The sequence below is a fragment of the Dyella caseinilytica genome (assembly GCF_016865235.1).
In the GTDB taxonomy this organism is placed as follows: domain Bacteria; phylum Pseudomonadota; class Gammaproteobacteria; order Xanthomonadales; family Rhodanobacteraceae; genus Dyella_B; species Dyella_B caseinilytica.
Genome location: NZ_CP064030.1, coordinates 4,165,552 through 4,185,739, shown reverse-complemented (window position 1 = coordinate 4,185,739; position 20,188 = coordinate 4,165,552). Strand labels below are relative to the sequence as shown.

General features: G+C 57.0%; 19 protein-coding genes. 7 read left to right on the top strand and 12 right to left on the bottom strand.

Annotated features, from left to right (window positions below):
* Positions 1 to 6 precede the first annotated feature (6 nt).
* Positions 7 to 1,602: an RNA repair transcriptional activator RtcR gene (gene rtcR / locus ISN74_RS18395; RefSeq protein ID WP_188795175.1), complete on the bottom strand. Its 1,596-nt coding sequence runs from the start codon at positions 1,600 to 1,602 to the stop codon at positions 7 to 9.
* 171 nt (positions 1,603 to 1,773) lie between these two features.
* Here rtcR and ISN74_RS18390 point away from each other — a divergent pair, with 171 nt between their 5' ends.
* The 7 genes from ISN74_RS18390 to ISN74_RS18360 all read left to right on the top strand — a co-directional run bounded on the left by ISN74_RS18390 (position 1,774) and on the right by ISN74_RS18360 (position 9,508).
* Complete coding sequence (locus tag ISN74_RS18390; RefSeq protein ID WP_188795173.1) at positions 1,774 to 3,327, top strand: vWA domain-containing protein; 1,554 nt, start codon at positions 1,774 to 1,776, stop codon at positions 3,325 to 3,327.
* 641 nt (positions 3,328 to 3,968) lie between these two features.
* The gene (locus ISN74_RS18385) at positions 3,969 to 5,225 is read left to right on the top strand and encodes an RtcB family protein (RefSeq protein WP_188795171.1); all 1,257 of its coding nucleotides are present in this window, start codon (positions 3,969 to 3,971) and stop codon (positions 5,223 to 5,225) included.
* A gap of 61 nt (positions 5,226 to 5,286) precedes the next feature.
* A complete protein-coding gene (gene rtcA / locus ISN74_RS18380; RefSeq protein WP_188795169.1) occupies positions 5,287 to 6,297 on the top strand; it encodes an RNA 3'-terminal phosphate cyclase in 1,011 nt (336 codons plus the stop codon).
* A gap of 96 nt (positions 6,298 to 6,393) precedes the next feature.
* Positions 6,394 to 6,825, top strand: a complete 432-nt coding sequence (locus tag ISN74_RS18375; RefSeq protein ID WP_188795167.1) for a hypothetical protein — start codon at positions 6,394 to 6,396, stop codon at positions 6,823 to 6,825.
* Between the two features lie 233 nt (positions 6,826 to 7,058).
* The gene (locus ISN74_RS18370) at positions 7,059 to 7,721 is read left to right on the top strand and encodes a cupredoxin domain-containing protein (protein WP_188795165.1); all 663 of its coding nucleotides are present in this window, start codon (positions 7,059 to 7,061) and stop codon (positions 7,719 to 7,721) included.
* The gene (locus tag ISN74_RS18365; protein WP_203546650.1) at positions 7,718 to 8,785 is read left to right on the top strand and encodes a hypothetical protein; all 1,068 of its coding nucleotides are present in this window, start codon (positions 7,718 to 7,720) and stop codon (positions 8,783 to 8,785) included. Before ISN74_RS18370 ends, ISN74_RS18365 begins: the two co-directional genes overlap by 4 nt.
* A gap of 96 nt (positions 8,786 to 8,881) precedes the next feature.
* Positions 8,882 to 9,508, top strand: coding sequence for a DUF4142 domain-containing protein (locus ISN74_RS18360; RefSeq protein WP_188795161.1), 627 nt, complete (start codon positions 8,882 to 8,884; stop codon positions 9,506 to 9,508).
* Positions 9,509 to 9,589: 81 nt separating this feature from the next.
* On the opposite strand, the gene ISN74_RS18355 is transcribed toward ISN74_RS18360, so the two are convergent.
* From ISN74_RS18355 to mdcA, 11 genes are all read right to left on the bottom strand, one after another.
* Complete coding sequence (locus ISN74_RS18355) at positions 9,590 to 9,751, bottom strand: hypothetical protein (RefSeq protein WP_203546649.1); 162 nt, start codon at positions 9,749 to 9,751, stop codon at positions 9,590 to 9,592.
* Positions 9,752 to 9,796: 45 nt separating this feature from the next.
* A complete protein-coding gene (locus ISN74_RS18350) occupies positions 9,797 to 11,023 on the bottom strand; it encodes an ABC transporter permease (RefSeq protein WP_188795159.1) in 1,227 nt (408 codons plus the stop codon).
* A 10-nt stretch (positions 11,024 to 11,033) separates the two neighbouring features.
* The gene (locus ISN74_RS18345) at positions 11,034 to 12,347 is read right to left on the bottom strand and encodes an ABC transporter permease (RefSeq protein ID WP_188795157.1); all 1,314 of its coding nucleotides are present in this window, start codon (positions 12,345 to 12,347) and stop codon (positions 11,034 to 11,036) included.
* A gap of 791 nt (positions 12,348 to 13,138) precedes the next feature.
* Positions 13,139 to 14,068, bottom strand: coding sequence for a malonate decarboxylase subunit epsilon (gene mdcH / locus ISN74_RS18340; RefSeq protein WP_188795155.1), 930 nt, complete (start codon positions 14,066 to 14,068; stop codon positions 13,139 to 13,141).
* A gap of 13 nt (positions 14,069 to 14,081) precedes the next feature.
* Positions 14,082 to 15,020 (bottom strand): AEC family transporter, encoded by a 939-nt coding sequence (locus ISN74_RS18335; protein ID WP_203546648.1) that lies wholly within the window; start codon positions 15,018 to 15,020, stop codon positions 14,082 to 14,084.
* Entirely contained in the window at positions 15,017 to 15,901 is an 885-nt protein-coding gene (mdcB, locus tag ISN74_RS18330; RefSeq protein ID WP_188795153.1) for a triphosphoribosyl-dephospho-CoA synthase MdcB, read from the bottom strand. The genes ISN74_RS18335 and mdcB overlap by 4 nt, the downstream gene beginning before the upstream one ends.
* Positions 15,898 to 16,572 carry a malonate decarboxylase holo-[acyl-carrier-protein] synthase gene (gene mdcG / locus ISN74_RS18325; RefSeq protein WP_188795151.1) on the bottom strand — a complete coding sequence of 225 codons (675 nt, stop codon included), beginning with the start codon at positions 16,570 to 16,572 and terminating at the stop codon, positions 15,898 to 15,900. Before mdcG ends, mdcB begins: the two co-directional genes overlap by 4 nt.
* On the bottom strand, positions 16,547 to 17,272 hold the full coding sequence (gene mdcE / locus ISN74_RS18320) for a biotin-independent malonate decarboxylase subunit gamma (protein WP_188795149.1): 726 nt from the start codon (positions 17,270 to 17,272) through the stop codon (positions 16,547 to 16,549). The genes mdcG and mdcE overlap by 26 nt, the downstream gene beginning before the upstream one ends.
* Positions 17,259 to 18,203 carry a biotin-independent malonate decarboxylase subunit beta gene (locus tag ISN74_RS18315; protein ID WP_188795147.1) on the bottom strand — a complete coding sequence of 315 codons (945 nt, stop codon included), beginning with the start codon at positions 18,201 to 18,203 and terminating at the stop codon, positions 17,259 to 17,261. The genes mdcE and ISN74_RS18315 overlap by 14 nt, the downstream gene beginning before the upstream one ends.
* Entirely contained in the window at positions 18,200 to 18,517 is a 318-nt protein-coding gene (mdcC, locus tag ISN74_RS18310; protein WP_188795145.1) for a malonate decarboxylase acyl carrier protein, read from the bottom strand. Before mdcC ends, ISN74_RS18315 begins: the two co-directional genes overlap by 4 nt.
* Before the next feature lie 12 nt (positions 18,518 to 18,529).
* On the bottom strand, positions 18,530 to 20,176 hold the full coding sequence (mdcA, locus tag ISN74_RS18305; RefSeq protein ID WP_188795143.1) for a malonate decarboxylase subunit alpha: 1,647 nt from the start codon (positions 20,174 to 20,176) through the stop codon (positions 18,530 to 18,532).
* Positions 20,177 to 20,188: the final 12 nt, after the last annotated feature.

Sequence of the window (20,188 nt, the reverse complement as noted above, 5' to 3'; positions counted from 1 at the left end):
GCTTGTCTAAACGCGTTCAGCGACTTCTTCCCAGGTCAAATCAAATCGAGCTAAGTATTTGCGTAACCGGTCGGCGTCGTTGGTGGTCGAGCGCCGTTTACGCGATGCTGCAAAGAGCAGGCGTCCCGCCTCGGAAAGTGATTTGGCGTTGCGGCACGTGTTGACCACCTCACGCAGCTGAGCGTGATCGAAGCGATCTATATCGTGCAGTCGATCGCCGAGCAATTGCGAAAGCAAATGATCCGCCTGCCCACCCATCGGTCCCCATAGTCGCTTAAGCCGTCCGATCTCCTCATCGACCGTCTCCATGCGTATGCGCCCGGAAGCTGAAAGCGTCGCCATGCGTGTTACCGAGGCGCCGAGATCGCGGAAGTTGCCCTTCCAGATCGCCTGGGCGGATGCAGCGAAGGCCAAGTAGCGGTCGCGTGCTTCGCGATTGAACGTCACACGGCGCTGGTTGTTCTGTGCGAATCGCTCAAGCTCGAAATCAAGATTGGGCTCGATGTCTTCGGGGCGATCGGCGAGGCCTGGAAGCTGGAATGTCCATAGATTGAGTCGTGCGTACAGATCGTCGCGAAACCCGCCTTCTTCAACGCGTTGGCCGAGATCTCGATTCGTACCGGCAATGAGTTGGAAGTCGCTCTCCACTTCCTTGTCGCTGCCAACCGGAAGGAATCGCTTCTCCTCAAGCGCGCGCAACAGCATGGCTTGCTCGTCCGCGCCGAGTTCGCCGATTTCATCCAGGAACAGAAGGCCTTTGTTGGCCGATTTGAGCAGGCCTGCGCGTTCGTTGATTGCGCCGGTGTAGGCGCCTTTGACATGTCCAAACAGCGCGCTCATAGCGCCGTCGCCGCGAAGCGTTGCGCAGTTCACCTCGACAAAGTTTCCGGGAAGCTGGTGGCGCAACTTCTTCAGCTCGAAAATGCGCTTTGCGAGTTGGCTTTTCCCCGCGCCGGTCGGGCCCATAAGCAAGATCGGTGCGGCGGAACGAATCGCGACGGTTTCAATTTGCTCGATCATGCGATTGAAGGCGAGATTGCGCGTAGCAATACCACTCTTCAAATACGCCTGATCGGCTTGTTGCTCCTTAACGAAGCGTTCGGCGATGCGGTCGTACTTGGACAGATCCAGATCGATAACGCTGTAACTTCCACTCACTCCCGCCGTCTGCTTACGCGGAGGCGAGGTCTGCAGCAGATGGGCGGGAAAATGCCGGCTTTCCGTCAACAGGAACAGGCAAATCTGGGCAACGTGCGTGCCCGTGGTGATGTGTATGTAGTAGTCCTCGGCCTCCGTATCGAACGGATAGCTGCGACTGAATTCATGCAGCACCGAATAGACCGACTCGAAATCCCACGGGTCGGCGATATAGGTATCGCGCACCGTTACCTTCGTTTCCGGTGAGACCTGCGCAATGTCCGCGCACACCAGGTCCGAGACATCCTTGTAGCGGCGTTCATCCGCTAGCAGTTCGATGCGGCTGACGAGGAAGTCCTCATGCATGCCCAGCGACACCGAAGGACGCCATTTCTCCCAGCGGCCGGCGCCTCGGCCGGAATCGAGCTGGGTGCCGAGAAATCCGATGACGACTTTGGGTTTCATGACGATACATTAGGATAAAAAGCTATCTATAGCTATCCATATTACGCAAATTAGCGAGCATCGAAATCGCACCGATAAGTACATAAATACATATAAATCAATATATTAATGAGGTAATCCCGACGTTGGCACGGCAACTGCACTAGTGGGGAAGACAAAGGAGATTCCCCCATGGCCAACACTCAACTCTTCGCCAGTCAGCGCGGCCGCATGGTTCCGAAGGCTGACGCCTTGAATGAGGCAGGCGGCACCGCTTACCAGCGTGCACCGGAAGCAGCCCTCGCGCTTTATGCCGCGACCGGCTGCCTCAACGGCACGTTCTACAGCGATGCCTCGACGCAGCTAGCCGAGGTGCTTGGTCTGTGCGAAGCGGTATCGCCGCAGTACGTCGCGCAAACCGCGTTGTACGCCCGCAAGACCGCATACATGAAAGACATGCCGGCGTTGCTGCTTGCGCACCTGGCTGTCCGAGATGGCGAGCTGCTTAGCAAGGTGTTCGACCGCGTGATCGATAACGGTCGCATGCTTCGCAACTTCGTTCAGATCGTGCGCAGTGGTGTGGTGGGGCGCAAATCATTGGGTACGTTGCCGAAGCGATTGGTGCAGCGTTGGCTGGAGAACGCATCGATTGATGCGGTGATGAGTGCGGCGATTGGCGAAAAGCCTTCGCTGGCAGATGTCATTCGCATGGTGCATCCCAAGCCCAAGGATTCGGAGCGTGAGGCGCTGTACGCATGGTTGATCGGTAAGCCTTACAAGGAGGATGTGTTGCCGTTGAAGGTGCGTGAGCTGGAGGCATTCAAGAAGGAACAAGGCGATGTTGTGCCGGATCTTCCCTTCCAATACCTCACCGCGTTGCCGCTGAAGGCACAGCACTGGAAGGAGATCGCCAGCCGTGCCTCGTGGCAGGCAACGCGTATGAACTTGAACGCGTTTGCACGTCACGGTGTATTCGAGGATGACGCGTTGATCGCACGTACGGCAGCTCGTTTGCGTAATGCGGAAGCGATACAGCGCGCCAAGGTATTTCCGTACCAGTTGATGACCGCGTTTCGGGCTTCATCGAACGCTATACCGTCAGCGATCGTGGATGCGTTGCAGGACGCCATGGAAGTGGCAACCCGCAATGTGCCTAAGGTGATTGGAAAGGTGGTGGTAGCGGTGGATGTGTCGGGATCGATGCAATCGCCGGTAACCGGATTTCGCAAGGGTGCGACATCAACGGTGCGTTGTATCGAGGTGGCAGCGTTGATTGCCGCTTGCCTGAAGCGGGTGAATCCCGATGCGCGTGTAATTCCGTTCGCGGAAGCCATACGCGAGTGCCGGTTGAACCCGCGCGACAGCGTCATGACGCAGGCGCAGCAATTGGTGGCGTTGCTGGGCGGCGGTACGAAGGTAAGTGCACCGCTGATTGAATTGAACAAGGAGCGTAGTGAGGTGGATCTGCTGGTGCTCGTGTCGGACAACCAAAGTTGGGTTGATACGCGTGCAAGTGGCGGTACGGAAACCATGCGGCAGTGGGCAGAGCTGAAGCAGCGTTGCCCGAAGGCACGCATGGTCTGCATCGACCTCCAGCCGAACGTCACCAGCCAATCTGTGGACTCCATGGATGTGCTTCATGTGGGTGGTTTTACGGATGCGGTGTTCGATCTACTGGCGAGTGTGGTATCCGAAGGAACGGGTGCGCATCGTTGGGTGGAGCGTGTCGAAGCAATCACGCTCTGAAATGTTTATCCCCGGTGGGAGAGCCTGCCGGGGGTGGGCCCGGAAGTGACGAAGCGAATGCACGAGGGACTACTCGGAATTAGCTGGTTCGACCCCAGCACTCTCTCGCAGGGATTGTCGCTCCGCCCGAGGGCGGGGTTATAAAGATTTGTTTTGCAGCGAATGCAGATGGAACTACATCAATGGTAAGCCTATCGGGCGATAGGGTTCGAATCCCGTTGCATAGCGATGTGTCAAAGCACGTCTCTTTGCAAGATGTTTCATCACCTTTGTCGCTGCGCCTCTTTTCATGTATCAGCTATATGTATTTGGTTTGAAGGTTGTTGCGAATGCAGATGGACGTACTAGAAATCCTAGGTCGCGGGTTCAAGTCCCGCCCTTGTCGCGAAGGCGATGTGGTAGCTCAGTGGTTAGAGCAAGGGTCTTCGTTCATCACGACTTGTCGCTACAGCTTGTGTAAGAACATTTAGAAACAAACGTTTTCGCGTTGTGGCGAATGCCTGTTGAACTACATGACCTGTCACGTCCCTTGTCGCGGGTTCGAATCCCGTCAGCACGGCGCAAGCCGCGCTGTAGCTCAGTGGTAGAGCAGGAGTTTCACTCAAACTTGTCGCCGCACTTTTAGATAGACAACGAGTGGCATGAACGAATCAAATGCCATTCGAGCCAGGAGAAGGATTGTGAGCACGCAGTACCAAGTCATCAACGAGCCAGGCGCGGTGCCGATCAAGGCGTGGACGCACGGCGTGCCGATCGAAGATGCGGCACGCCAGCAGCTGATCAATATCGCCAGGCTGCCCTTTATCCATCGCTGGGTTGCGGTGATGCCGGACGTGCATCTGGGTAAGGGCGCAACGGTGGGTTCGGTCGTGCCGACTGTCGGTGCAATCGTACCGGCGGCGGTAGGCGTGGATATCGGCTGCGGCATGATCGCCACGCGTACGACGCTGACGGCGACCGATCTGCCGGACAATCTGGCGGGTTTGCGCTCCGCTATCGAGCGTGCTGTTCCACACGGTCGCACGGTAGGAAAGCGCGACAAGGGGGCGTGGGAAACGCCGCCGGGAGCCGCTATCGATGGCTGGTCGCAGCTTGAGCAGGATTTCCGTCGCATTATCGACAAGCAGCCGAAGCTGGCGCGGACCAATAACCTCAATCACCTGGGGACCTTGGGTACGGGCAATCACTTCGTCGAGGTTTGCCTCGATGAAGAGGATCGCGTGTGGTTCATGCTGCACTCCGGTTCGCGTGGCGTGGGTAATGCCATTGGTACGCGCTACGTCGAGCTTGCCAAGGAAGACATGCGCCGCTGGATGATCAATCTGCCGGATCAGGATCTTGCGTATCTGCCGGAAGGCAGCGAGCACTTCGATGACTACGTGTTTGCCGTGGAATGGGCACAGCGTTTTGCGCGTACCAACCGCGCCATCATGATGAGTCACGTCATCGACGCGGTCGCCAAGATCATTCCCAAGCCGTTCGATGCCTGGGCGGAGGCGGTAAATTGTCATCACAACTACGTCAACCGCGAATATCACTACGGCAAGAACGTATTGGTAACGCGTAAAGGTGCGGTAAGTGCCAAGGCGGGCGAGCTGGGGATTATCCCCGGCAGCATGGGTGCGAAGAGCTTTATCGTGCGGGGTCTAGGCAACGATGAGAGCTTCCACAGCTGCAGCCACGGCGCCGGCCGCGTGATGAGTCGAACCGAAGCGCGTAAGCGCATCACGCTGGACGAACACAAGCACGCGACCGCACACGTCGAGTGCCGTAAAGACAGCGAAGTGATCGACGAATCACCGGCGGCATACAAGTCCATTGAGGCCGTGATGGAGGCGCAAAAGGATCTGGTAGAAATCGTGCATACGCTTCGCCAGGTGGTTTGCGTCAAGGGATAAGGTGTGCGGGGTAACCCCGCACACCTGTTTATAAAGAAGCAGGATTCAGGGAAATAGGGAAATGATCGAGATCGACGGATCAGCCGGTGGTGGCCAGCTATTGCGCACAGCGCTGAGCTTGAGCATGGTCACGGCAACGCCATTCACCATGACGGGCATCCGTGCCAAGCGGAGTCGCCCGGGTCTTATGCGTCAGCATTTGACGGCGATCGATGCTGCACGCCAAGTCAGCGATGCCGCAGTACTTGGCGCAGAGCCCGGCTCGCAAATGTTGACCTTCATTCCGCAAGCGATACGTGCGGGCGACTATCATTTTCCTATCGGCACCGCGGGCTCAACGACGCTGGTGTTGCAGACCGTATTGCCTGCGCTGATTCGCGCACATAAAGGATCATCGATCCGTCTTGAAGGCGGCACGCACAACCCGCTCGCGCCACCCGCGGATTTTCTTATCGATGCATTCGCGCCAGTGCTTGCGAAAATGGGCGTGCAAACAGACATTCGCCTCGATCGCCACGGCTTTTATCCAGCTGGCGGCGGCGTGATCGATGTAAACATTCAGCCGGCGCAGGTGCTCAAGCCGCTTCAACTCATCGAGCGCGGGCAGTTGCGCGCTGTTTCGGCCAAAGCTTTAGTTTCGAGTATTAGCTCAAGCGTCGCCGAGCGCGAGCTGAAAATCGTCGCGCGCCGATTATCGTTGTCGGATAGCGCGATGCGGCTGCAACAAATCAAGCCGCCGATAGGTCCCGGTAATGCATTAATCATTCGCGTCGAGTCGGAGCACATTACCGAATGCTTCACGGCTTTCGGTGAGCGTGGCGTAAGCGCCGAGCAGGTCGCCGAGCGCGTGTGCGAAGAGGTTCAGCGTTACATCAAAGCGGATGTCGCAGTCGGTGCGCAGATGGCCGATCAGCTTCTTCTGCCCTTCGCATTAGCGGGTGGCGGCTCATTCACAACCACTGCGCCAACTGATCATTCGCGAACTAACGCATCGCTTATCGAGAAATTCCTACCAGTCAACATCGATTTCGTTGAATTGCGCCCAGCCACATGGAAAGTCGAAGTCGGCTGAAGCGCATGAGCATTAGGAGCTTGACATGCCACTTCCAGCTCGCAGCGGACATTCGGAAAAATGTGTTAAGTCAAGAACGTCAAGGAGGGTCGCTTGATGCACCAATCTGACCAAATCAAGCTTTTAATCGAGAGGAATTCAGCAGAGGCTACTCGTCTTCATCGGCGCATCCATGAGACTTTTGCCGTGAGGGATGAGAGTCCAAGGAAAAAGGAGGAATGGAAGCAGGCATGCCAGATCTTTCATAGCCGATACGATGAATTGGCATTTCCCGGCGGATACGAGGGTGCATTAGATCGTTTGGTAGGCGGCGACCCTGAAACAATGGAAGCGGCCATCTGCTTTCTTGAAATCAGGCCCTATTTCTTTCGATCTGGATATATGTTCGATGCAATTCTTCGCAAAGCGAAGCATGCGCCCCTCAGTCCCGAACAGAAAGCACGGCTACAGGTCATTGTCGAAGAAGTTCGCGCATGGAATGCTTTGAAGCGAGGAGAGCAGAATCAAGGCAGCGATGCCGTTGACTAAGTTGTCCGCTGCCGACTTCTAAGCATTGGTAATGCTCGACATCAGTGCGCTGATGTCGAGCTAATTTGACAAAGCGCTTGTGACTGAAACCTGTAACGCTTTCCTGTGATTGGCACTGTCAATCGACTTGATACCGTAAATGAATTGGACCTATCGATCCCCCGCCACCTAGTGTTGAGCAGACCAATCGATCAAGAAGAGCGATTGGCATAGGCATCAATACTGGGGGTTGCATGCTTGTCCATCGACTCAGGGTCTTCGTCACGTTAGTCGTGCTCGGAGGATTACCGGCTTGCGTCAGCGCCGCCACGAATCACGCCGACATTTCCGGAAAAGTCAGTCTGGCGTCAGGTCCTGGTCAGAGTCTGGCACCAGGAGAGGTGACCGATACGCTGGTTTATTTCGTGCCAAAACACGGCAGGGTGCGTGTCCATCCGGGCACCTACACGATCTACACGGTCAATATGGATTTCAGACCCGCTGCGATGGCCGTTCCCATGGGCAGCACGGTGAAATTCACAAATCTTGATCAGCTTCTCCACAATCTTTATTCCGCGACACCTGATTCAACGTTCGATTTTCAATTCCAGGCTTCAGGGCAATCGGTCGCACACACCTTTACTCACGCGGGTCCCGTGCTGATCAGTTGCAACGTGCATCGTTCAATGGAACTGGATCTGATGGTGGTGCCCACGCCTTACATGAGTCAGGTTTCAGCGGATGGCAGTTTTTCGCTGCACGGTCTCCCGTCGGGTCCGGGTACTTTGTATTTCTGGAATCCACGAGCCGCGCTCTCGCAACAGTCGGTCACCGTGCCTGCCACGTCAGTCGAACAGCAATTGATCGTGATGAAGCCGCGCGTGTCCACCGAACTCAATGTGAGTAATAAGCGATGAAGCCCGCGTCCCGATTCCTGACCAGCGGGCTTGTGCTAATTGTGGTTCTCACTATCAGTGCATCTGCGAGCATCGTTTGGTGTGTCCACCATGCTGCTGAAGAGCGGACATTGGAGCGTTTCAAGGTTGCTGGCATGGTCGGTGCGGACTTGCAGGCACGGCAACTGGAAACCTTGCAGCTGCGCGCACAGTTGCTCGCCAACGATCCGGCTTTCGTTGACTACGTAGCACAATCCCTGACGCCCAATCCGCAAACGGGCGCTGTGGATAGTCTTTCCATCAGCGAATTGCTCAAGGAACGCCGAAATGGTTATGACGTGGCGATGGTGCTCGACCCACTCGGCAAGCCCGTAAGTAGTTCGGGTTTATGGGAGAAAGATCGGGCAAGCGTTGCGCACGACATGCTCGTAACGACATCCATTCGCGAACTCAAACCCGCCCAAGGCACGTGGTTGGATAATGGGCAGTTGTTCTGGGTTGTGAGCAGCCCGCTTCTGCGCGGCAACACGTTGGAAGGCGTATTGATCACGGCAATGCGTGTAAACGATGCGTTCGCGTCCACGATCGGCCGCATCGCGCGCAGTGACGTGGCGCTGGTGGCTGCGTCTGGGGCCGTTTCTTCGCCATTGTCCAATAGTGGTATCGATCTGCGGATGCTCGATTTGCTCGCCAAAAAGAGTGCGCCCATTCTTGCTTCAACCAGCGCCGGCGGTCAGGTTGTGCCAATACAGGACGGATCCCATGTCATTACGGGGTGGGTGGTGCCTCTGCATACACTGGATGCGCAGATCGCCCTGGTGGCGCTTGATCACGCAGGTGACGGCGAGGATCGGACCACCCATGCGGAAATCGCGTCGCTGTTGTTTGGCGTGTTGGCGCTGGGCGTGATTGCGATTCTATGCGTGCTGATTCAGTGGCAACGCACATGGCTCCCATTGCAGCGGGTCGCCGATGTGGTGGATCGAGCAGCGAGCGGCGATAGCCATATGACGGTCCGCACCGGCGGTAGCCCGATTGTTCGTTATTTAAGCGACGGAATTAATCGCCTCTTGCACTCAAGATGAAGTTGCATGGTTACAAGTAAAGATTTGACGTGATCTACCAGTCATCCGTCAGCTTCCTTTTTGCCATCGGTGTCAGGGCTACAAGGAGTCTGGTTGGTGAGCACTTCCCCCTGTGCCCTTAAGGAGAGTCCCTTGAAAATCTTAACGCCTAACAAGTTGAAGCCGACAAAAAACACCGGTCGTCATGCATGGTCGCATTCTGTCCGCCCGGTATGGGTGGGGATGCTGATCGCAGGTAGCCTGTCCTGCGGCACAATGGCATTCGCAGCGGGCAGCCTTTCAAGCGCTGATCTTGCGTTCGTTCAGAAGGTGTCCCAGGGCGGCATGTTTGAAGTCGCGGCGAGCAAGGTCGCGGTGGACAAGGCCCAAGCGCAGGATGTGAAGGATCAGGCGAACACTGAGGTCCATGATCATGAGTTGGTGGGCCAGAAATTGAGGTCGATTGCGTCAGCGAACGGCGTCGATTTGCCAACGCAGCTAAATGCCGATTTCCAAAAGCGTGTCGATCGACTAAGCGGATTGTCGGGCGCAGCATTTGATCAGGCCTATCTGCAGGAGATGGGCCAGATTCATGCGTTGGACGGTGCCGCCTTTGCCCAGGAGTCCAGGACCGGACAGAATGCTGACCTGAGAGCCTTCGGCGCGGAAACAGTGCGCATCGTTGAGCGTCATATCGGTGCATTGCATGGCACGGATGCTGGCTATACGAATAAAACGTTCTAGCCATGGTGGGAGGGAGGAGGCGCGTCGTCACCTTCCTCCCATACAGTATCCGTTGTGACTACTCGATCTCGGTACCCATGTTCACCCCGGCATGAAACCGGCTTTGCCTTCGAACATGATGGATCCGGCGAGATCCTTTTGAGCCTGCAGTGCGGTGAGGTTTCGTGTGTAGCCGACCTCGATCAGAAAGCGTGATGTCTGTTTCGACCCAATGCGGACATGGCGCTCGAATACTGTAAGCACACGCCAGCCACCACGAGTGGAAGCTCAGGATCACTCTCGATACGGTTATACCGAACGAGTGGCTTCCACTGGAGGTACACGCGAAGCTCTAAGCGCCGGGTTCAGCGTGGCTGCCTGCCCTAGCAGTAGCAACACAACGGAGCTCGTTAGCAAGTACAGGATCGACAATCGCTGCATTTCGAAGCGTATCACCAGCCACTCGCTGAGGCAGATGGCTAGCACGGTGCCTATCAGCAGGCCGAGCAGGCTGATCAGAAAGTTTTCAGTGAGGAAATAGGTGAGTATGTCGCCGCGTGTGGCACCGAGTGCGCGTCGCACACCGATTTGTTTTCGCCGTTGACCCACCCAGAAACTAGTGAGGCCGACGATGCCCGCGCCAGTGATTATTAGCAGCACCACGCAAATCGAACCGAGCACGATAGCGATCCCGCGATCGCTCTTGTACGCTTCAATGCGCACTACGTCGAAGGTTCGAATGCCATGCTCAGACGAGAACACGCGCATGCGGTTGAGTTTGAGCAAGGTGGCAGGTGCTTCCTTGGCGATGATGGCGAGTTGATCGGGTTTGCTGCGGATCAAGTAGCTTCCGTCGTTGTCTTCGAGCAATGATGGTAACAACACGGCGCAATCTACGAAGTTCGTATTCGGGAATGGGGCCTGAAGCTGCCCGACGATGCCGATGATGGTGCTCGGTGGTGGGTTGTCATTACCAATATATATGGGTTTACCCAACGCAGTGCCGTTTGAATACAGTTTGTCGGCTAACGCCTTAGTGATAATGACTTCAGAAGGCGGTCGCGCCACCTGGGGGTCGATCGCGTGTATTTCGTCTGCGCGGAAATTGCGCCCGGCAACTAACTGAACACCCATCGTCGGTAGCGCATGATCATCAACGAAATACTCCGCGGCGAGGCTGATGCGAGGCTTCATATTGGGATCGAGGCGTATGCCTTCGAACGAGCCGTTCTCGCTCAGGGGATACGCGTTTATCCGCGTAGCATCTTCCACGCCGGGTAGCTGACGTAATGTCAGAAGGTCTGCATGGGTCAATGTGGGGATAGCCTGTGTGTTCACCCCTACCCAGTGGTTCTGGATGACCAACAAGTTGCTTTCATCCATGCCCGTGGGACGTGACATGCGTGCAACGCGTTGGTTGATGATAAACATCGCGTTGCAGACAATCGCAAGAGTCAGTGCGATCTGAAGCACGATCAAGATCGTGCCGGCTTTGTGCCGTTTAAGGGCGGCCAGTATGGGCTTGATCTGCAGCATGCGCATCATCTCAGCTGGACTTCAGTTGCCAGGCCGGCTGCACCTGTGCAGCGCGCCAAGTGGGATAAAACGCTGCCATCACCGTGGCCAGTACGGCGACGCAAAGAGTCAAACCCACCAGCGATGTATCCACTGTGGCGAGCCGAGCAATCTGTGGCTCGAATACCAGGCTGATTCCAAGCATGCCCACACCCGTCATCACCACGCCAAGCAGTCCTCCCGCCAGCCCCACCGTGCCCGCCTCGATGAGAAATTGCACATAGATGGCGTTGCGTGATGCACCCAGCGCGCGCCGAACGCCAATCTCGGGCGCACGCCGCATGAATTTTGCCAGCAGCAACCCAACCGTGTTGACCAGGCAGATCAGCAGAAAGCCGAGCGAAACCAGTAGCGAAATTTTAGACTCCGGCGGTACGACTTGCTTATAGTCGAGCCATTGCATCACGTTGCGCAGCCGTATATTAGGCGCCCATTGGAAACGCCCTGCATGCTGTTGCTGCGCGGCATAGCTGTATAGGTAATCGTGGTACGCCGCAACGCTGGCGTTGTCGGGCAATTCAACCCAATAGTTGATCCAGACGCAGTCGGAACGCAGCCACGTATTCCAACCTCCATTCGAACTCGTGGCGCACATGTTGGCACCGATGGTAGGGATCTCCAAATCCACGGCATGCGTAAATGGAATGAATACTTGCGTCGGATCGCCAAAGCCGCCAGCGGTCCGCACATCGTAGAACATGGGTTGCGGGTTCCAATTGTTCATCACGCCGACGATGCGATAGCTGTGGTTATCCAACACGATGTCCCGTCCCACACTGTTGGCGCCCTGGAACAGCTTGTCGTTGAGCGCACGGCCTATGACTGCTACCGCCGCGCGCGCTTGATCTTCCTGCGCCGACCATCCAGCACCATAAAGAAATGGGATATCGAACATTGAAAAGGTGTCAGCGTAAGTTGCATAGCTGGTTTCTTGAAAAGGAAGGCGCGATGCATCGGGAGGAATAATCGACACGCCGATTGGGTACATGGCGGTCTGCCGCTTCGCGCGGTGCGCCTGCATCAGCGCCATCGCGTCGATGTAGCTCATCAGGTCCGGTGGTTCTCCGTTGTCGTCGCCCGTTACTGAGGGACCCGCGTTGTCGATTTGGGGCGTAAATAGCTGCGATGACTTCTGCGGAATTGGATTGTTCGACGTAGCGCGGAGCACCGCGTATGTCGTCATGGACGCCGCTACGCCAAAGCCGATCGCGACAACCATTAGTGAGGTAAGCAATGGGTTGCGCCTAAGACTGTGCAGACCAAGCCGAAGGTAATAAGCGAACATTCCTTTGCCCTCTCAATGATCGAAATTTGCAATGGCGAAACGTTAACGGTTATGCGCCTGGCAAAAGCTGCAGTTTCAAGCGCCATGCAAGCCGGATGCGGACTCGTCGGCATGACCCAAGGGTATGGCCGTATCTCCAGCCGCGGCCGGTACAGCTGGAGAAATTCTCAGCAAACGACATGCCAACTAAATGCGTAGCGCCTGCCTTTTAAATTCAGACAGTTGCGAATCAGGGGCGCTGCTGGCCAACTGTCCGCGGACACTGTCCCCGGACAGTCGGACGAATGCTCGGCGACGGAGGGTTTCGTTCCGATGGATGATTACCCTCTTAACGTCGCTGTTTCGTGCCGCAACTTCTTCCGGTGTGTGTCGCGTGCTTGGGAGGTCGCCAGCTCAAAGCTGCGGTCGGTGGCATGGCAATAGAACTTGCTGGTCAGTGAATCATGGATGGGCGGCGCCATAATTTCGGATGTCAGTCAGACGGAAATGGCTGATCTTGGAGGCGTTTGGGTGTTAGCTTTCTTGGTAGTAGCTTAAGTTCCCCAAGAGACTCGGCAAGGCACGCAGCCGCTGGATATTGCTAGTGATTCCGGCCAATTTATGGTTTAACAACGCGACCAAATTATGGTTAAACGGACATGCCGTTGCGCGCTTAACCATAGATTGTTCGCCCTGAGCGCGAACGCACGCTGGCAAACTTCTGCGCTTCTGCCAATTCCGGCGAGCGCTGAACTCTTCGTTCGTGCTGACCAACGGACATCCACCTTCGACCCAAGGCAAACATTCCGGGCCTAGGTGAGTCGCGAAAGCCAATCGACTATCCCCTGCACGGAACGAAAGTCGTCGACGCTACGTGCGGGGATATGGGGATACGCACCAGCAGCCATTTCGGCGAGTGCGCGACCGGGGCCGAGTTCCAGAAAGGCAGTGGCTCCGGCCTCGACGCAACCATCCAGACACCTTGCCCATTGGATGGGGTGGGATATCTGCAAGGCTAGCTTGTTCACATCGTTCTTGGCGTCCAGCACCGAATCGCCATCGATTCCGCTGAATAGGCGAGTACCCATCGTTGGCGAAGGTTGAAGGCGGATGTCAGCCAAAAGATGACTAAAGGCGACTGATGCGTCGGCAAGCAAGTAGGTATGCGAAGGTACGTTTACGGGAATGGATACAATCCGCGCGGCACCCAGGCGAGATGCCTCTTCCGCGATAGCGTTCAACGCTGCGCGTCGGCCGCCCAATACCCAGGCATCGGCCGGATTGCAGATGGCGATGGCAGCTTCACGGCCTGAGCACAGTTGTTCGATGCTTGCCTTCCCCAATCCTCGAATGAAGAGCATGCCTTCGTCGCCGCGACTCGCCGCATTCATCACGCCGGCACGCGCAGCGACAAGATCGAGTGTCTCTGCTGCACCGATCAAACCGGAGACACCCCATGCCGCCACTTCGCCCACGCTATAACCTGCCACGCAACGTCGATTTGGAAGCACGTTATCGAGCAGCGCAGCGGCAGACAGCGCTTGTAGCGTGCAGAGCAACTGCGCGGTCCGATTTACATGAAGAGTCTCACGCTCTGCACGCTTTACCAGGGTACGCGGATCGTGGCCGAGCAACGCAGAGGCATGTGCAAAGAGCGCTTCAGCTTGAGGGGCATCACCCGTCAGGTCGAACATCCCGGCGTGTTGACCACCTTGTCCGGAACAAAGAATAGCGAGTGCCACGACATATCTCCCGTTATCCGTAGAGCCACGCGATAGCCAATGCAAGCGTGAACATGGATATCACCGTGCTGGCAATCACCGTGGAGCCCGACTCTTCCGACGCCATGCCATAGCTGGATCCGAACAGAATCCCGAAGAAGCCTGATGGTAACGCTGCCATCAGCACACTTATCTTCATGATGGCAGCAGGTGCGCCCAACATAAGGGCAATCACGAAAGCCAGCAACGGCTGGACAATGTTGGCGACGATAGTCGCCAGTGCGACATTCCAGCTCAAACGAAAGCGCTGTGCCGACAGAATGAGTCCCGTGACAAACAATGCCAATCCGCCCGCGGCTTGTCCAATCTGTCGCAACGAAGCGACCGCGACCGAAGGGAGTGACCAGCTCAGCAACGAAAAGAGCGCGCCGATAACGGGAGCAAGCACGATTGGCTTGATAAGCGCATGCCCTACAGCGCGTGCAGCCCTCATCACGGCACCGCCGCTTTGCTTGGCTACGGATAGCTCAAGCAACGCAAGTGTTACAGGCGATGGAAGCAACGATCCAGCCGCAATGGCCACGGCCACCGGTACCACGTGCCCCGGCCCAAGCAGCGCCAACGCAACCGGTAGCCCCGCTGCTGCGTAATTGGGCAAGGACACTGTCAGCGCCTGCAATGACGCCTCACTGGCGGATGTCCGTAGCACACGTCGTTGCAGTAGATACCAGAGCGGATACAGCAACATCATCGCGCCGCCCAGAATGACCAGTACCGGCCATTGCGCGAGCATGGCCTGACGGGGCGTTATGGCCGTCGCCACAAACAACGACGCAGGGATTGCATAGCTCATGACAACCGTATTGAGCGAGCTGACGTGGGTGTTGTCGACAATATGATATTTGCCGGCGAAATAGCCAAGCAGCAGCACAAAGAAAATCGGCGCAAGCGCCATCAGAATGACGTTGATCACAGCACCGCTTCCTCTTCCAGCTCCATCACGAAGAGGCTCATGGCAAGAAGATCCGCCGCACCGCCTGGACTGAGTCGCCGTTCGACAAACGCGTGATGGACAGTTTCGGCACGACGAAGCCATTCCTCGTGCCCGACGCCACCTTGGTCGAGGAACTCCTGCGCGGCCTGCTGTGCAAAGCGAAGACCGTCCAAGCCACCACGATGCAAAAGGTTGGTGTCTTCGAGAACAGCGATCAGTGCAAAACATGCCTGAACCCGTGCCGCTTCGGGATTGCCCGGCGCCAGGCGAGCCGCATCGCGCAACGCAGGCAGTCCGATCTGATAGACACAGGGAAATCCCTGGGCAGCTTCTTGCCGAGCGCCGCCGGCACCATAGCGAGATCCGGCCAGTTCGCCGTGGCTACCGGGAAGTCGTGGTCCAGCAAGGACCTCCTTGCCCCATCGACGGCTTACGTGGACGCCTAGCGGCGTTTGCGGATCGGCATGACCACCTTCGCGCAAACCGGCCGCAGCACACAGCAATCCGACGCCGAAAATCGCGCCACGATGCGTATTCACGCCGCCAGTTGCATGGAGCATGGCGCGTTCGGCACGCAAACCGATCTTGCGCAGTACCGACATCGATTCGTCACGCATGCCCGCTTCAACCATTTCTGCAAAATAAGGTCGAAGGACGAATGCGCTTCGCCGGAACATATCGGCGTCCATGTCGGTGTGACTTCCTGTATTGATATGACTCACCAGACCGGGCTTTGGCCACGTTTCGATTTCCAGTCGCAAACAGTGTTCGGCCAACGCCGCGATGTGCTGCGGAAACGAGCGAATACGCGGGTTCTCGGCGATCGAGATGTTGGGCACCACGGAAGCGAGCACATTCATGACGAAGTTCCCATAAAGGATTCACGCGGACACAGAATCACGTCAGTGGCCGTCTTGAGTACCAACTCCGAAGCAGCGGCATGCAATTCACGCCAGTTCACGCCTGCGCCGTCCGCACGTACCAATTCACCGTCTAACCGCATCGGAGCGTGCGATTCGATCGCGGCGAGATCAGCGAGAAACATGTGGATCACATCGAGACTTGGAAGTGTCCAAATGATGTCGAGATCGGAGCTCGGACTCAGATACTCCAAGCCAGTCAATCGCTGCCACGCCAGACTGCCGAACACGCGAGCTTGCACGCTGTCCTTCTTTGCAAGTGCTATCAATTGCTGCAGGCTCGGTTGCCACGCGGGTGGTGCTGTATCGAAACAATCGGCCAAGGCGGGCAAGCGTTCGGATGCAACGATGTCCTCGGCTTGCATCTCTATAGCAATGCGGCGTTTACCCGCTGCGGGTGGAAGCGGTAAGCCCAGCGGTAACCCGGCACCATCGTCCGGTGAAGGGCGTCGCACGATGAGCGGCCAACCGCGACGTGCCCAGTCGTGTAGCAAAGGCTCATTGGCCAGGTCATCCCGCGACGCGAGTAATGCATCCCATGCCGCGGGAAGAACACGGACCAACTGATGCCGTTGCAGTGGCCGGTCAGACGGAGGCGCGTGCGAGTTCATAGACACGCTCGGCGATGTCGGCAGCTTTCGGACGACCTTTGCGTTCCTTGCCAAGTTTGTCGCGCGAGTCTTCGCGCTCGGCCGGCTGGGACAATACGCTCTTCAATTGATCGGCGAGTGAACTGTCGGGATTCAGCGTGATCGCTACCGCACCGGTCTGCGCGAGGTTATCCAAACCCGGTGCAAAAACAGGCGTAGATTTGGCCTTTTCCTGCAGCACTTCGATAGACAACTTGGTCACACGCGACATGGATGGCAGATCCATCACCGCCGGCTCAGCGCCAGGAAGTGCGAGCAAGGTCTGTGTTGCCAGCGCCGTGGCAATGAAAGCACCTGCCGCGGTGTGACCGTAAAGCAATCCAATGGTGCGATGGCCAAGCTTATCCGCGAGGATCAGGCACTTCGCCAGATGCGCAAGAAACTCGTTGAGACCAAGCAGTTCGTCGCGCTTGCTCATGCGCTGGCTGTCGCTGTCGATCAAGACCAGGATCGGTTCGTTGCCGCCTGACTTGATGACATCCAGTACATGGCTGGAAAGCAGTGTCGCCTCTTCGACGCCGACGGGAGCCCGACCATCCACACCGATCACGGCCATGGAGCCGCCATCTGGAAGCGGGCCCCGTCCGGAGATCAGGCCACGCTCAAGTATCACGTCATGGCCACGGGGAAACAGGGATGCAAGAATGTTATCGAGCGTCATGACGAGGCTCCTGAAGATCATTGGCGAGAGCGACAAACTCTCGATAGGACAACGCGGGAATGCTTTGCGGTTCGGCCGCGCCGAGTGAGCGCCAAATATCGAGGGCATCCGCACAAGTGCCAAAGCGTTCGATACGCTGAGCGAGGCGGAATTGCTCCGATTCCAGCGTGCTCAGATTCATGCTTGGCGCATGCTCGATGAGATAGCTGGCTGCGTCACGAAAACTCGCAACGGTGTCGTCGGCGAATACTTCCGCACCACCAATCAGGCGTCGATGTTTGCCACCCATGGTGCGCCATACCAATGCACGATCTTTGGAATCGAACTCCTCCACACCGCGATTGGTTTCGATCACTTCCGGGCCTGAGACGCCGATGCGTCCCTGCTCCGATACCGCCAAGGCCGAGCAGCAGCCGGCAATCAAACCGCCGCCGCCGTAGCAACCCGAACGGCCGCCCACCAAACCCACGACCGGCACACCTGCCAGACGCGTTTCAATCAGAGCGCGTATGATTTCAGCAATCGCCAATTCACCTGCGTTCGCTTCCTGCAAACGCACGCCGCCGGTATCGAACAAGATAAGCACCGGTAACGAAGCGATATCACGTGCGGCACGCAACAGTCCGGTCAATTTGGCGCCATGTATTTCGCCAAACGCGCCGCCCATGAACCGGCCCTCTTGCGCGGCAATGAGAACAGGCTTTCCACCGAGCCGACCGTAACCGACGATCATCCCGTCGTCGAACTGCTCCGGTAGGTCGAATAGCGGTAAATGCGGGCTTGTCTCACGCAATTCCGGACCGATGAATTCGTTGAAGCTGTTCGCGTCGAGAAGATTCTCAACACGCTGCCTTGCCGATGCCTCGTACCAACTGGAAGTTGACGCGGCGTCGTTCTGGTCTTTCGAGTTATCTAAAGCGGCAGCAATCATGTCCGCTCTCCTTCGATAGCACTCACGGCTTGTGCCAATCGCAGCGCGACCGTGTCGGGCCGTGCACCACCGTCGTTGATGGAAAATTTCAGGCCGCCTGGGGAACGATGTTCCACAAAGTCGGCAACCACGGCTTGCCAGACTTCACCAAAGCCTTCAGCGGCGGTGCGGATGTCCACCTCGCACTCGCTATCAGGAAGTACGCGTTCTGCGAGCACCTCCAAGTTGCCGGAAGCCACTACGCCGACGATGACCTGGAGTTTTGAGCCCTTCGCGCGCTGTGACGCCTTATTTCGATAGTTCAATGTTTCCATGATCGTGTCTCCTCACCAATTGCGGAATTTGGAAGGCGGTGCGTACAAATCGCCGGACCACCTGACCAGGTCCTTGATAGAACGTGCTGCGAGCAAGCGGCGATCGGCATCCAGCGGATCGATACCGAGATCTTCCGGGCGTCGAATCACGCCGCGTTCTCTCAGTTGCTGAACCAGCTTCTTGTCGCGCCCTCGACCCACATCGGTATAACCGGCGACGCCGCGGATGGCGTGTTCCCGCTCATCGTTGTTTCGACATAGCAGCAGATTGGCGATACCTTCTTCGGTCACGATGTGGGTCACATCGTCGCCGTAGACCATGACCGGCGCGAGATCGAGATCGAGTTTTGTCGCGAGCTTGAGTGCGTCCAGGTTTTCCACGAATAGCGGGACGTTCTTGTCGCCAAACGTTTCACCGATTTGCACGACGAGCTTGCGTCCTCGACGCAAAGCAGCAGGACTATCGGGATCGGCTTCTTTGCCCGCCTGCAACCAAGGCTGGCTGGGATGACGCCGGCCGCGAGCATCGCTGCCCATGTTCGGTGCGCCGCCAAAGCCTGCCACGCGATCGGCAGTGACCGTCGATGAGTTGCCCTGCAAATCGATCTGCAGCGTGGAGCCGATAAACATGTCACACGCATACAGACCGGCGACTTGCGAGAACGCACGATTGGAACGCAACGATCCGTCGGGGCCGGTGAAGAAAACGTCCGGACGAGCACGTATGTAGTCGTCCATGCCGACTTCCGAGCCAAAACTGTGGATCTGTTTCACCCAGCCCGATTCGATCGCGGGGATCAATGTGGGATGTGGATTGAGTGCCCAATGGCTCGCAATTTTTCCTTTCAGCCCCAGACGCTCGCCGTAGGTCGGCAACAACAACTCGATCGCAGCGGTGTTGAAACCAATGCCGTGATTCAGGCGCTGCACGCTATACGGCGCGTAAATGCCTTTGATGGCCAGCATGGCGGTGAGAATCTGTGTTTCAGTGATGGCACCAGGATCGCGCGTAAACAACGGTTCCACATAAAACGGTTTGCCGCTCTCGATGACAAAGTCCACCCAGTCACCGGGGATATCGACACGCGGAAGTTTGTCGACAATCTCATTGACTTGCGCGATGACAATGCCGTCCTTGAAGGCAGTCGCCTCGACGATGGCGGGTGTGTCTTCGGTGTTTGGACCGGTGTAAAGATTGCCTTCGCGGTCGGCGCTGACGGCGGCGATCAGCGCCACTTGTGGAGTGAGATCGATGTAATAGCGCGCGAACAGTTCCAGATACGTGTGTACTGCACCAAGCTCGATCTTGCCGCCGAAGAGGAGTTTGGCGATGCGCTGGGATTGCGGTCCCGAGTAGGCATAATCCAGACGCTTTGCGATACCCAGCTCGAAGAGATCCAGATGCTCGGGGAGCACCACCCCCGATTGCACCATGTGCAAGTCATGGATTTTTTCTTTATTTACCGCAGCCAGCGCCGTCGCCAAAAGATCGGCCTGTTTCTGGTTATCGCCTTCCAGGCAGACACGATCGCCGGGCCGAACGACGGCCTCCAGCAACGCCGTGGCATCCTTCTTCGCGACGCGCTTGCCTTGCGCGTGGGCTGCTCCTGCACGTTTTCTCGATTCGCGCAGGCATTGCGCGTTGTTCCAGGTGGTCATCGGAATCTCTCC